Below are 13656 nucleotides of genomic sequence, written 5' to 3'. Positions count from 1 at the left end.
CTATACGTAAAAGCTGGCTGCCAGCATTTCCATCACCATGGTCCAACCGTCCGCCAGCACAAACAACATAATCTTGAACGGCAACGACACGATCATCGGTGACAGCATCATCATACCCATAGACATCAATACACTGGCTACCACTAGATCGATGACCAGAAACGGCAGAAAAATTAGAAAGCCTATCTGAAACGCGGTTTTCAATTCGCTAGTCACATAAGCCGGCACCAACAAGGAAAACGGCACATCTTCCGGTTTGTCAATTTGTTCACGGCCAGAGATACGTACAAAGGTATCCAAATCCGCCTCGCGGGTTTGCTTGAGCATGAACTGCTTGAATGGCTCGGAGGCATTTTGTAAGGCAGTCACTGCGTCAATTTTTTCTTCCATGTACGGCTGCACGGCGGTTTCGTTAACTTTTTCCAACACCGGCATCATAATGAAAATAGTTAGAAATAGAGATAGCCCCAATAACACTTGGTTACTTGGCGCTTGTGCGGCACCTATGGCTTGGCGTAGCAAGCCCAGTACGATCATGATACGAGTAAACGAAGTCATCGATAACAACAATGCCGGCAATAAGGTCAGCATAGTCATCAACGCTAAAATCTGGATGGTAACCGTATAGGTTTCGCCGCCTTTAGGGTTACTGGTAACGGTAATAGCATCTATGCCTACTGCGGCGTAAACAGCTTCCGGTAAAAACAGTAAGCCTATTATCAGGCAGGAAAAAATCAACTTAATCATAGTGCTTACCTTGCATGACCTGCAGCAATTTCTTGGCAAATACGCTGGTTTCCTGCCCGTCTGCGCTATTCATAAACAAGCGCTGGTCGCCTTCAAGCTCAAGCAGTTTATCGATACGCCCGCTACTAACGCCTAACAGTAGCTGTTTTTCACCGACTTTAACCAACACCAATTTTTCACGCATACCCAATGACAATCCGGCCAGCACTGCCAACTGACTTTTACCGACAAAGGCCAAACTGCCGCTTTTACGTAATAGCCACACCGACAGAAAAAATAGCGCCAACACCAATAGCAACGCCAACAGCCATTGTGCGACATCCCCGGAAGTCACCACTTTGGCGGTCTGCCTGGGCAACGTAGCCGCTTCGTCAGCCCATGCAACAGGTGCAATCAATACCGAAATAATTTGGGTAGTCAGGCGAGATACAGACATCAGCCGAGCTTTCTGACTCGTTCCGACGGACTGATAATGTCGGTCAGCCGAATACCAAACTTGTCGTTAACCACCACAACTTCGCCGTGAGCAACTAAAGTACCATTCACCAATACATCCATCGGTTCGCCGGCAAAACGATCCAGCTCTACAACCGAGCCCTGGTTTAGCTGCAATAAATTGCGGATATTAATTTTGGTTCGACCGATCTCCAGCGACACGGTCACCGGCACATCGAGAATGACGTCCAGCTTGACTTCATCGCTGCTGGGACCGTTATTTCTGGATTTTTGCTCGCTAAACTCGGGAAACTCCGCTGCGGCAAAACCTTGCTGAGAGCTCTTTGCGGCGTTTGCTTGTTCCTTCAGTGCATCGCCCCAATCAGCTTCAGCATCAGCTTGCTCGTTCATCGCTGCAGCCCAGTCGTCACCGATTTCGTCGTTTTCACTCATGCTTATCCTTCCCTGCTGTCAAATATTATCCAGCGTCATTTTTTCTGTAATTTCGATGGCGTAGTTACCATCGGAAAGCCCTAATTTGCCCCGAAAAACCGGCACATCCTCAACTTCGAGTAATACGGTTTCCGGCATTTCTATAGGAATCACATCGCCTTTTTTAAGCTCAATCACTTCGCTGATAGACATTTCTTTTTCTATCAGTTTACTGTTGACGACCACTTCGCTACGCATAATTTCAACTCTTAGCGAATCTTGCCAACGGCCATCCACCTCACCCCGGTCGCTGGTTACCGCATCCAGCAATTCTCTGATAGGTTCAATCATGGAGTAAGGCATTGCAATATTGATATCGCCACCGCCGCCCTCCAACTCCACATGGATAGTGGAAATCACCACGATTTCCGAGGGACTGACAATGTTGGCGAACTGAGGATTGACTTCTGAATTGATGTATTCAAAGTCAATATCCATCACGGGTTTCCAGGCTTCGGCTAAATCCTTGAAAATCATGTCGATAATCAGCCGAATAATGCGCATTTCGGTCGGCGTGAATTCCCTGCCCTCAACCTTGTTATAAAACTGACCGCCACCGCCGAAAAAGTTATCGACAGCGGTAAACACCAATCGCGGCTCCATCACGATCAATGCCCGCCCGCGTAAAGGCGACATCCGAATCACATTCAAATTAGTCGGTACGAATAAGCCCTGAATGAATTCAGAAAACTTCTGTACTTGAATCCCGGAAACAGATATTTCCGCAGCACGCCTTAAAAAGTTAAATAACGCTATCCGAAAATGGCGAGCGAAGCGCTCGTTGACCATTTCCAAGGTGGGCATCCGCCCCCGAACAATCCGTTCCTGACTGTTAAAATCATAGACTCTCGCTGTGCCTCGACTGTAGTCTTCATCAGCCCCTGTATCGACGTCGCCGTCGTCCACGCCATGCAGTAGCGCATCGATTTCGTCTTGTGATAATAGATCGGCGGTTGACATTTATTGCATTACAAATTCAGTGAAGTACACATCTTTAACGGTGTTTTTACCGGCCATTTTTTCCAAAACTTTACCAATTTCGGCTTGCATCATGGCTTTTAACTCTTGTTTTCCTTCCAAGGTTTTCGCCTTTTCCGCACCCACCGCACTGATGGCCATCAACAAATTGTTGCGTATCATCGGCTCATGCTTTTTCATCGCATCCTTACTCGCCTCACCTTTCATCAGTATTGTCAGGGATATTCTGATCACTTTTGCGCCGGAGCCGGCGGGAAAATTAACCAATAACGGGCTTGGTAAATCATAATAAACATCAGGCTCAGCGACTTTTTCGTGGCCGGCCTCTTCTTCATGCGCTGCTTCATCCTTGTGCTCCGCCTTGTCGTGCTTGGCATCGCCTTCTTCTTTATGCTCGGCGTCAGCCGGCTTATTCAGAAAGAAATAAGCCCCACCTCCCGCGCCAGCCAAAACCAAGACAACCGCGACGATTATTATGATTATTTTCTTGGAAGACTTCTTACCTTCTTCTTTCCCATGGGCTTCTGCCATTTTCCACCTTTTAAATTTTTACAGCACAATACGCGCCAAAATATTCAAGCTCAATCAGACCACTGTACGAAAATCAGCTGGATTTGATCATACAAGAAAAAACATCGTTTTAGAATAATAGTATAGCCGTCACTGGAAAGCAGTTAGGCAAAAAGCGGAGCTCAGGTATGCACAAAATACCTGGAGGAATTGTAGCTGTTAAGTCAAATTTTTGACTCAGCTTGTGGATGTTTTGCAGAAAGAACTGCAAAGACCTCACGGCCTTTGCAGCTTTATCAAGATATTACAGCGAATTAACTGCGTTTAATTCTTGGAAGGCTTGCTCTAAACGAGTCACCATGCCAACTTGCCCGGCACGTTGCCAAACACGTGGGTCATAGTATTTTTTGTTCGGTTTATCGGCACCTTCCGGGTTACCGATTTGACTTTGCAAATAGCCTTCGTTCTTTTTGTAAAACTCCATCACACCGGCCCAGCTAGCCCATTGAGTATCGGTATCGATGTTCATTTTGACAACACCGTAACTGATGGATTCTTTGATCTCTTCAGGAGAAGAACCTGAACCACCGTGGAAAACGAAGTTCAATGTGTTATGCGGCAAACCGAATTTCTCGGAAACAAATTTTTGAGAATTGTCCAGAATTTTCGGCGTCAATTTAACGTTACCTGGAGAGTAAACGCCATGAACGTTACCGAACGATGCGGCGATAGTGAATCTGTGACTGATTTTGCTCAGTTGCTCGTAAGCGTAAGCAACGTCTTCAGGTTGGGTATACAGCGCAGAATGATCCATACCGCTGTTGTCGACACCGTCTTCCTCACCACCGGTACAACCCAGTTCGATTTCCAGAGTCATACCCATTTTGGACATGCGCTCCAAATACTTACCGCAGATTTCAATGTTTTCTTGCAAACTTTCTTCGGAAAGATCCAGCATGTGCGAGCTGAACAAAGGCTTGCCGGTTGCAGCGAAGAATTTTTCACCTTCATCCAGCATGCCGTCTACCCATGGCAGCAATTTTTTTGCCGCGTGATCTGTATGCAAAATAACAGGTACGCCATACAGTTCCGCCATGCGGTGAACATGGTGAGCACCGGAAATGGCGCCAACGATAGAGCAACCTTGGCCTTCCAGTTTCAGACCTTTACCAGCAACGAATGCGGCGCCGCCATTAGAAAATTGAATGACGACAGGTGACTTGGCTTTTGCTGCCGCTTCCAATACCGAGTTAATGGTATCGGTGCTGATGACGTTTACAGCCGGCAACGCAAAATTATTTTCTTTGCAGATAGCAAAGATTTTTTGTACATCTTCACCGGTGACAACACCCGGCTTAACAACATCAAATATTTTTTGTGGCATAAATTTTATCCTGTTAATAACAAATCAAGGCCGCGTACTCGATTCGGCGGCCTTGCAAATCTTAAACAACCGAGTGCCTGCACTCGGCGGCTAGACCAAGATTAGGCTTCCAAGGCAGCCAAACGGTCCGACAACAATTTTTCCAGTGCTTCCAGCGCTTTGGCGAAACCATCGATACCTTCGGCCAATTTTTCTTTAGCCATCCGGTTTTCTTCATGCATGCGGTCAAAAGTGGCTTTGTCGACTGAAATTTTTTCGATTGAAGCTGTTGCTGCTTTGGCAGGATCCAGTTTGCGCGGCAAGTCACCCTCAACGGATTGCAACTCTGCCAATAAAGACGGCGCGATGGTCAACAAATCGCAGCCCGCCAATTCGGTGATCTCGCCGATGTTACGGAAGCTGGCGCCCATGACTTCGGTTTTGTAGCCGAATTTTTTGTAGTAGTTATAGACTTCGGTCACTGACAATACACCTGGATCTTCAGCAGGCGCATAAGAATCACGGCCTGTGTCTTTTTTATACCAGTCTAAGATACGGCCAACGAATGGTGAAATCAGTGTGATACCGTTTTCCGCACAAGCAATCGCTTGGTGCAAACCGAACAACAATGTCAGGTTGGTGTGAATACCTTCTTTTTCCAATACGGCGGCAGCTTGAATGCCTTCCCAGGTAGCAGCGATTTTAATTAAAACGCGCTCTTTGGAAATGCCTGCAGCTTCGTATTGAGCGATCAAGTCGCGACCTTTAGCGATGGTGGCTTCGGTATCGTAAGACAAACGCGCATCGACTTCAGTCGATACACGACCTTCGACGATTTCCAGAATTTTCAAGCCAAAAGACACGGCCAAACGATCAAATGCCAGGGTCACAACTTCTGCAGCCGAAGCAGCGGCACCCAATGTTGCTCTTGCACCTTTCAAAGTATCGTCAACAATTCCTTGATATTGCGGCATTTGTGCAGCAGCGGTGATCAAAGAGGGATTGGTGGTTGCATCGCGCGGTTTGAAAGTTTCGATCGCTTGAATATCACCGGTATCGGCGACAACCACAGTTATTTCACGGAGTTGTTCGAGTAAATTTTTTGCCATAGGATTATCCTCAGATGTGTTGTTAATTTTTCCCCCTCGTTTGAACCGAGCTTTACAAGCAAAAGATGTTCAGCAATTCTTGCAGGAGATTGATTTGCAAAAGAGTCCCTGGTGATGAAACTCTATTTTTAGCTATATTGATAAGACTGAATCGCCACTTGGCATATATTCAAAGCCGAAACACACGCTTTAAAACATACGAAGTGGCGATCATTTAAATCTACCGGTTCAGAGTTAACGCTTAACCCTTAAGTTCCAGCAATCAGCATCAGGAATCAGATGCTATTAAGCTTTATCACGTAAATACTTTTCCACGCCAGTCGCTTTCGCAGCGGCAGCTTCCCGATCTCTTACGATTTGCTTTGCCATGTATTTGGCAACACCGGTAGCAGGATTGGAATCTTGTTTTTCCAAGTATTTGGCAACGCCGGTTTTATTCGCACCCATTTTTTCCAGATACTTTTCAACGCCGGTTGCGCCAGATGCAACTTGGTAATCATCAGCTGAAGAACCTTTGGCACTTTTAGGCGATTTTTTGTTGTAGATAAAAAATCCGGCTACAGCCAACAAAATTAAACCAATGTAGGAAAAATCAGAGGACGCAGCCTTTTCTGTTTGTATCACATCTACCGCTGCTTCCGCAGAAGTTGTGGAGGCAGATGACGAGCTTGACGATTTAGCCGCAGTTGGTGCTGCAGAGCTGTGCTTGTAGTCAGCATCGCTGTATAACACTTTAGGTTGAAAATTCGTCGCTGGGAAAGCTGGATCCGCTTCAACTTCTTTTACAGCTGGTTTCGCTGCAGGTGCTGTGGCAGCCGCAGGGGCAGCTTTGCTGTCGTTATATTCAGGATTGGTATAAAGCACCTTTGGCTGATAATCAGCCGCCGGATAATCCGATCCCGCCATAGCTAAGGAACTGGTCAGCATTAGAGCTGCCATCACGCCTTTCGTTAATTCATTTCTTTTCACGTCTATCACCTATGCTGTTAGAAACGTGAGGCTTCGATCATTTAATCCAAACCTCACCTAAGTTTACAAAATTAAAGAACGGCTTCCACATTAGCGACGACATTGTCCACGGTAAAGCCGAACTCTTTGAAGAGCTGACCTGCCGGGGCCGATTCGCCGAAACGGTCCAATCCTACGACTCTACCCGCGCTGCCGGCGTATTTCCACCAGCTGTCGGTTACTCCCGCTTCTACTACCACGCGCTGGGTAACGCTTGGCGGCAATACGCTGTCTTTATACGCCTGGTCTTGCGCTTCGAAGACGTTGGTAGACGGTAGTGACACCACGCGGATTTTTTTGCCTTTCGCGCTCAATGCGTCAGCGGCTTTCAACGCCAATTCCACTTCAGAGCCGGTGGCAATGATGATCGCGTCCGGCGCGCCATCGCTGTCTTTCAGGATGTAGCCCCCTTTGCTGATCGCGTCAATTTGTGCGGCAGTACGGGGCACGTGCGGCAGGTTTTGACGAGAGAAGATCAGGGTGCTCGGTCCGTCTTGACGTTCGATGGCGGCTTTCCAGCACACGGCCGACTCGACGGCGTCGCAAGGACGCCAGACGTGCATGTTGGGGATCATGCGCAGGGTGGCGGTTTGTTCGACCGGTTGGTGGGTCGGGCCGTCTTCGCCCAGACCGATGGAGTCGTGGGTGTAAACGAAGATGGTCGGGATTTTCATCAATGCGGCCATACGCAAGGCGTTACGGGCGTATTCCGAGAACATCAGGAAGGTGGCGCCGTAAGGTTTGAATCCGCCGTGCAAGGTAATGCCGTTCATGATGGCGGACATACCAAATTCACGCACACCGTAGTAGGCGTAGTTGCCATCGAAGCCCGGTTGGTTGACGTCTTTACAGCCGGACCACAGGGTCAGGTTGGAGCCCGCCAAGTCGGCAGAGCCGCCCAGTAATTCGGGCAACAAGGGGCCAAAACCGTTGAGGGTGTTTTGTGAGGCTTTGCGGCTGGCGATGGTTTCGCCTTTGGCATCCACCGCAGCGATAAACGCTTTGGATTTTTCAGCCCAATCGGCAGGCAGCTGGTTTTTGATCACGCGACGTTCGAATTCGGCCGCGAGTTCAGGGTGTGCGGCTTTGTAGGCCGCAAATTTGTCGTTCCAGGCGCTTTCCAGTTTGGCGCCTTTGGCATTGGCGTCCCAACCGGCTTTGATGTCGGCAGGAATTTCAAAAGGCGCGTGCGGCCAGCCCAGCTTTTCGCGGGTCAAGGCAATTTCGGCTTCACCTAAAGCGGCACCGTGGCATTCTTCTTTACCTTGTTTGTTCGGCGAACCGAAACCGATGATGGTTTGGCAGCAGATGATAGAAGGCTTGTCGGTGACTTTTTTAGCTGCTTCAATCGCGGCTTTGACGGCGTCAGGGTTGTGGCCATCCACTTTAGGAATGACATGCCAGCCGTAGGCTTCGAAGCGTTTCGGGGTGTCGTCGAGGAACCAGCCGGCAACGTTGCCATGACCACGGACTTCGCCATCGATGGAGATGTTGTTGTCGTCGTAGAAGGCGATCAGTTTGCCCAGTTTCATGGAGCCGGCCAGGGAGCAGGCTTCGTGGGAGATACCTTCCATCAAGCAGCCATCACCCAGGAACACGTAAGTGTGGTGGTCGACGATGTCGTGGCCCGGACGGTTGAATTGGCCGGCCAGGGTGCGTTCGGCTAAAGCGAAACCGACGGCATTGGTGATGCCTTGTCCCAAAGGACCGGTGGTGGTTTCGACACCTTCGGTGTAACCGTATTCAGGGTGTCCTGGGGTTTGCGAGTGCAGTTGGCGGAACTGTTTCAGTTCTTCGATCGGCAGGTTGTAGCCGGCCAAGTGCAGCAAGGAATAAATCAGCATGGAGCCGTGACCGTTGGACAGGATGAAGCGGTCGCGGTTGGGCCATTTGGGGTTGCTGGGGTTGTGTTGCAGAAAATCATTCCACAATACTTCTGCGATGTCGGCCATCCCCATCGGGGCACCGGGGTGCCCGGAGTTGGCTTTCTGTACGGCGTCCATGCTAAGTGCGCGGATGGCGTTCGCTAAGTCTCGGCGCGAAGGCATGTTGGTCTCCTTTTTATTTTGTTATTTTAGTTGCGACATTCGATTACTCAAACATCACTCTGGCTGAGGCTGGTAAATACAAGGAAGACCAAAACCACACTCTCGTTCATTCAGACTGCTGGAATCGGTATCGCCTTGACACCCGAATGTAATGTAAAAAACCTGTGACCGAAATACTCCGGCCACAGGTTTACACGCTAAGTTATTCCAAATTGGCGTGTCTTGATCTCATTTCTTCTTCTGCAATACCTTTGTCATGGATTACATGCGAAATTGTCGCTTCCAGGAAAAACAAGGTAGATAATTCAAACACAGTACCCATAGGCATGCCTTTGACTTTACCGTATTGTTCTGATCTGCCGATTTGCAAAGTGACATCAGCCATGTCGCCAATCGTTGAATCGTCCTTAGCCGAAATCAACACAATCTTTGCGCCGACTTCTTTGGCTTTTTTGGTAAAGGCAATCAACTGCTCGGTTTCACCGGAGCCGGAAATAATGATCAACAAATCGCCAGCTTTGATGCTTGGCGTAACAATTTCACCAACAACGCTGACGTCGTAGCCGCCATGCATTAAACGCATGGCAAAGAAATTGCCAACCAGCTTTGAACGGCCAGCGCCAGATATAAAAATACGCTTAGCCTGATCCAACATGTCCACCAAGGTTTTGTCATGCGAATCGGGTGTCGCTTCCAGAATCCCTGAGATTTTGTCAATAATTAACTGCTGATGCATGACTTATACCGCCGCCGCATCAACCAATTCACGGATTTCACGAGCTGCTTCAGCAGGTGAAGGAGCACCGTAGATAGCTGCACCAACAACGATGATGTTAGCGCCAGCTTCAACGACTTGTTGTACAGTCGCTTGTTTGATACCGCCGGCAACAGAGATACGCACATTCAAGCCCAAACGAGCGATGTCGTTCAGATCGGTAAACGGTGTGTGACCGGCTGCTTGCGCGTCCAGACCAGTGTGAATACCAACGATTTGCGCGCCCAATTTGACAGACTCTCTCGCGCAATCGGCTTTGTCGGCCACGTTGATCAAGTCGATTTGAGTTTCAGCGCCGTGTTTTTTTGCAGCTTTGATAACGCCAGCGATAGTGGCCAAACCGGATACGCCCAATACAGTGCAGATGTCCGCACCAGCAGCATAGAAAGCGCCCGCTTCGTATTCGCCTGCGTCCATGGTTTTCAGGTCAACCAACAACAGTTTGTCTGGGTAACGTTGTCTCAGTTCTTTAACCAGGTTGATACCGTTGTATTTAATGCAAGGGGTGCCGATTTCAAAAATATCGACATAGGGTGCTACTTGATCTGCCAACGCAACGGTTTGGTTGAAATCCAGTGAATCCAACGCCATTTGAATTAATGGTCTTGCCATGTGATGTGCTCCGAAAGTTTTAATTTTTAGTAATAGCCGATTCTTGCAAATTGCCACAACCCGCTAGGCTTGTCACGTACGTGTGATGCATTTGTAACTGTAAGGTAGAAATGGGATATATGTCAATGCTTAGCAACTGCGCGCAGCCTACAGGTTATGCGAACAAATTGTTACTAGACAAGTCCGCGGCGTAAGCTTAGGCTGAACAAAACCGCAGGCAAACCGAGCAAAATTCAATTTCAATTTTAGGATTCATCGCTTAGGAGCTGATAAATCTGGATATTTTTTTGGCTAATTGTCTATCCTCGCCACAATAACACAACATCCTTTAGCCTGATCACCAGCTTTCGACACCCAAATCGCAGCATTTTGCCTGCCATCGAAAAGAAAAAAAAGTCATAGCTCGATCTCACAACAACCGGAGAGGAACAGCTTGAAACGTCTCTTTTTTGCCTTATGGCCGGAACAAAACGCCAGGCAACAATGCGCGGCTTTAATCAGCCAACTAAACCGAACCGGAAAACCTGTTAAGGAAGCAAACTTACATGTCACCGTGTTGTTTTTAGGGAGAATTTCTGCAGAACAACAGGCCATAATCACCAGGGAGGCAGGAAAACTGCCAACACCGCTGATAACGTTAAGTTTTGACCGCCTGAGTTTCTGGAAAAAACCTGCCGTGCTATGCCTGACCGCCAGCCAATTCGCTCAAAGCGTGTCGACATTAAACGAAAACTTGGCCCGCATAGCCAAACAACAAGGCATACCCGTCGAAAACAGACTATTCAAGCCGCATGTCACTTTACTTAAAAAGGCTAGTTCGGCAATCGATTTCGATTTCGCCCCCATACTTTGGCAATCAATAGGATTCTGCTTGGTAGAATCCTGCTCAGGTCCGGATGGCGTTGAATATCGAATTATTCAACGCTGGCCGGCAATTTAGCCCCCCAAAACAGGAGACTGATCATGCCCTTTTTAAAATTGAACACCAACTCAGTGCTCGATACCGAACTGAAATCAAAATTGTTAGGCGAACTGTCGCAATTGGTGTCCAAAGAGACCGGCAAACCGGAGCGCTACGTCATGATTAGCATTGAGCAAAACGACGCCATGCTGTTTGCCGGCAGCACTGCCCCCTTGGCATATCTGGAATGCAAGAGCATTGGCCTGAGCAGTAGCCAAGCCAAAAACTTGTCTGCATCGATATGCCAATTGCTCAATACCCGGCTTTCAATCCCTCAGGATCGGATTTATATCGAATTCAGTAACTGTCCGGCTGATTTTTGGGGTTGGAACGGCTCGACGTTTGGCTAAACGACCTGGACGTCAAATAAATACGAACGCGCATTTCAGACAAGACAGATTTAATGAGTTGGCGCGCTAAGCCCAAGCACGCCAACTCAGTCGCCTTATTTTGGTTTTTTTGGTTCTTGGGGCTTTTCCGGTTTCTCTGGCTTCGCGATTTTTTCAGCAGCAGCGGGAGCAGAATCCCCAAACAGAATATTCTTCTCATTCTGTTGGACGGTTTTCTCTCCAATTCCAGACACATTTTCCAGATCTTTCAATGTCTTAAAATCGCCATGTTCCTTACGGTATTGAACCACCGCCTCGGCCTTCTTCGGGCCTATCCCGGTCAAGGCCTTGGAAATGGTTTCGGCATCGGCTTGGTTGATATTGATTGGTTCAGCAAATACGGCAAAAGAATACAGCATAAAAAGTACAAATAACTTTTTCATGGATTTTCTCCGATTGGATTTTAGGGCTGCCTGGACTAATCAGCACACACTTAATCAGCTGACTTTTCAAGCTAGCCAATCTTAGCCTGTTCTTTAAATTTTACAATTCAAAAACAAAAATCCACTGATTAATCGGCGCTAGCCACAATCACAGCCCGAACCGGCGCCGGCAAGCCTTCACAAGTTAAATCCGGAGAATGCGGATCCAAAAATTCCGCCAAAGAATGAAACCGCATCCATTCGGTACTGCGCTGCTCCTCGACAGAAGTTTTGGAAACATCCGCTAGGCGAATATTTTTAAACCCGCAGCGGCGCATCCATAACATCAAAGCTGCGCAGCTTGGCAAAAACCACACATTGCGCATTTGCGCATAACGCCCCTCAGGCACCAAGACATGCTGCGCGTCCCCTTCAACAACCAGAGTCTCCAAAATCAATTCACCGCCAGCCCGCAAACAGCCCCTTAATTCCAGCAAATGATCGATGGGTGAGCGGCGGTGATACAACACCCCCATCGAAAACACCGTATCGAATAGCCCCATATTGGGCGGCACATCTTCTATACCCAGCGGCAACACATAAATCGACGCCTCACCGTACAGCTTTCGGATAGCCTGGAACTGCATTACGCTGAGCAATGTCGGATCAATGCCAACCACCAATCGCGCTCCCGCACCGAGCATGCGCCAACAATGATAGCCGTTGCCGCAACCAACATCCAAAACCAAGCGATTTCGTAGCGGTGCGATCTGGTCTTTCACCCTGTCCCATTTCCAATCCGAACGCCATTCGGTATCGATGTCAATGTCGAAGATCCGATAAGGTCCTTTTCGCCAAGGATGCAACTGCATCAACTGTTCGCGCAAACCGGCCCGCATCTCATCGGAAATATCCTCTGCCTGACCTACTCTGACACTCTCCAACAAATCGACACTGGACGGCATCAAACCCGGCAAATCGTCTACTACCTGTTGCCAGCGTTTCAGATCGCCATGCGACGAATCCGCAAAAGCCGCCGCCAATTGCTCAGGCAAACGGTTTACCCAAACTTCGTCGCCGGACGCCGCCAATGCTTGATAAAGACCTTCGTATAGCGTCATTTCAATGCAATCATCGAAGCGAAGTTGAAATACTGAAACCAAACTTCCGCGCTGGCGAAACCCGCCAACTTCAAGCGCTGTTGATGCGCGGCAAAGGTTTCAGGAATCAACACATTCTCCAAAGCACTGCGCTTTTGGCTGATTTCCAGCTCGCTATAGCCTTGGGCTTTTTTAAATAAATGATGCATATCAATCTGCAAAGCCTGCTGTTGAGCATCGTCGAACGCCAGTTTTTCGGACAAAATCAAAATCCCGCCCGGCAACAAGCCACGATAAATCTTGGCCAAAAAAGCCTGCCGATCAGCTAACGGAATAAACTGCAACGTAAAATTCAGCACGACCACCGAAGCATTGCTAATCGCAATGTCGCGAATATCGGCACATAAAATTTCTAACTCGGCCCCACCGGAAGCAACCGCCAGATTTTGCCTGCATTGCTCGACCATTGCAGCCGAACAATCCACAGCAACGATTCGGCAATTCTTAGTGGTGATTTGCTGATGCATAGCCAAGGTTGCAGCCCCCAACGAGCAGCCCAAGTCGTAGCAAACGCTGTCTTCCTTGGCAAAACGTGCCGCCAATAAACCGATCGCCGAGATAATAGTGTTGTAACCGGGAACAGAGCGCTGGATCATGTCGGGAAAGACTTTGACGACAGTTTCGTCGAAAGCAAATGCGTTGATTTCGCCCAGCGGACTGGCGTACAGAGAGTCTTTAGCGGATTGCATACTGATGGTCATTCCCGG

General features: G+C 48.4%; 16 protein-coding genes. 2 read left to right on the top strand and 14 right to left on the bottom strand.

The genetic code is table 11. The features are described 5' to 3' along the window. The 11 genes from fliP to hxlA form a co-directional block, all read right to left on the bottom strand. Window positions 1-747 carry a flagellar type III secretion system pore protein FliP gene (fliP, locus tag ACWAU0_RS09120; protein ID WP_033159413.1) on the bottom strand — a complete coding sequence of 249 codons (747 nt, stop codon included), beginning with the start codon at window positions 745-747 and terminating at the stop codon, window positions 1-3. Further along, the gene (gene fliO, locus ACWAU0_RS09115) at window positions 740-1183 is read right to left on the bottom strand and encodes a flagellar biosynthetic protein FliO (protein WP_458138978.1); all 444 of its coding nucleotides are present in this window, start codon (window positions 1181-1183) and stop codon (window positions 740-742) included. The genes fliP and fliO overlap by 8 nt, the downstream gene beginning before the upstream one ends. Then, complete coding sequence (gene fliN, locus ACWAU0_RS09110; RefSeq protein ID WP_020483679.1) at window positions 1183-1635, bottom strand: flagellar motor switch protein FliN; 453 nt, start codon at window positions 1633-1635, stop codon at window positions 1183-1185. Before fliN ends, fliO begins: the two co-directional genes overlap by 1 nt. An 18-nt stretch (window positions 1636-1653) precedes the next feature. Continuing rightward, window positions 1654-2634, bottom strand: a complete 981-nt coding sequence (fliM, locus tag ACWAU0_RS09105; protein ID WP_033159415.1) for a flagellar motor switch protein FliM — start codon at window positions 2632-2634, stop codon at window positions 1654-1656. Further along, a complete protein-coding gene (locus tag ACWAU0_RS09100; protein WP_445367729.1) occupies window positions 2635-3183 on the bottom strand; it encodes a flagellar basal body-associated FliL family protein in 549 nt (182 codons plus the stop codon). 283 nt (window positions 3184-3466) lie between these two features. Further along, window positions 3467-4546 (bottom strand): class II fructose-bisphosphate aldolase, encoded by a 1080-nt coding sequence (gene fbaA, locus ACWAU0_RS09095; RefSeq protein WP_033159417.1) that lies wholly within the window; start codon window positions 4544-4546, stop codon window positions 3467-3469. 101 nt (window positions 4547-4647) lie between these two features. Next, window positions 4648-5634 carry a transaldolase gene (locus ACWAU0_RS09090; protein WP_033159418.1) on the bottom strand — a complete coding sequence of 329 codons (987 nt, stop codon included), beginning with the start codon at window positions 5632-5634 and terminating at the stop codon, window positions 4648-4650. A gap of 285 nt (window positions 5635-5919) precedes the next feature. Further along, complete coding sequence (locus ACWAU0_RS09085; RefSeq protein WP_225892923.1) at window positions 5920-6603, bottom strand: hypothetical protein; 684 nt, start codon at window positions 6601-6603, stop codon at window positions 5920-5922. A 71-nt stretch (window positions 6604-6674) separates the two neighbouring features. Further along, window positions 6675-8690, bottom strand: coding sequence for a transketolase (gene tkt, locus ACWAU0_RS09080; protein ID WP_458138977.1), 2016 nt, complete (start codon window positions 8688-8690; stop codon window positions 6675-6677). Window positions 8691-8892: 202 nt separating this feature from the next. Beyond that, window positions 8893-9426, bottom strand: coding sequence for a 6-phospho-3-hexuloisomerase (gene hxlB, locus ACWAU0_RS09075; RefSeq protein WP_020483686.1), 534 nt, complete (start codon window positions 9424-9426; stop codon window positions 8893-8895). Window positions 9427-9429: 3 nt separating this feature from the next. After that, window positions 9430-10077, bottom strand: a complete 648-nt coding sequence (gene hxlA / locus ACWAU0_RS09070) for a 3-hexulose-6-phosphate synthase (RefSeq protein WP_033159179.1) — start codon at window positions 10075-10077, stop codon at window positions 9430-9432. Window positions 10078-10510: 433 nt separating this feature from the next. Between hxlA and thpR the strand changes: the two genes are divergently transcribed. Both thpR and ACWAU0_RS09060 read left to right on the top strand, forming a co-directional pair. After that, window positions 10511-11017, top strand: coding sequence for an RNA 2',3'-cyclic phosphodiesterase (gene thpR, locus ACWAU0_RS09065; protein ID WP_458138976.1), 507 nt, complete (start codon window positions 10511-10513; stop codon window positions 11015-11017). A gap of 23 nt (window positions 11018-11040) precedes the next feature. Continuing rightward, on the top strand, window positions 11041-11388 hold the full coding sequence (locus tag ACWAU0_RS09060) for a phenylpyruvate tautomerase MIF-related protein (protein WP_458138975.1): 348 nt from the start codon (window positions 11041-11043) through the stop codon (window positions 11386-11388). Between the two features lie 95 nt (window positions 11389-11483). Here ACWAU0_RS09060 and ACWAU0_RS09055 read toward each other — a convergent pair whose 3' ends face one another. From ACWAU0_RS09055 to cmoA, 3 genes are all read right to left on the bottom strand, one after another. Next, window positions 11484-11810 (bottom strand): ComEA family DNA-binding protein, encoded by a 327-nt coding sequence (locus ACWAU0_RS09055; protein ID WP_458138974.1) that lies wholly within the window; start codon window positions 11808-11810, stop codon window positions 11484-11486. Window positions 11811-11938: 128 nt separating this feature from the next. Continuing rightward, window positions 11939-12910, bottom strand: a complete 972-nt coding sequence (gene cmoB, locus ACWAU0_RS09050; RefSeq protein ID WP_458138973.1) for a tRNA 5-methoxyuridine(34)/uridine 5-oxyacetic acid(34) synthase CmoB — start codon at window positions 12908-12910, stop codon at window positions 11939-11941. Further along, complete coding sequence (gene cmoA, locus ACWAU0_RS09045) at window positions 12907-13650, bottom strand: carboxy-S-adenosyl-L-methionine synthase CmoA (protein WP_458138972.1); 744 nt, start codon at window positions 13648-13650, stop codon at window positions 12907-12909. The genes cmoB and cmoA overlap by 4 nt, the downstream gene beginning before the upstream one ends. Between the last annotated feature and the right edge of the window lie 6 nt (window positions 13651-13656).

The sequence above is a fragment of the Methylomonas sp. Uni0009 genome, assembly GCF_054188105.3.
This window is presented reverse-complemented; position numbering and strand designations above follow the sequence as displayed.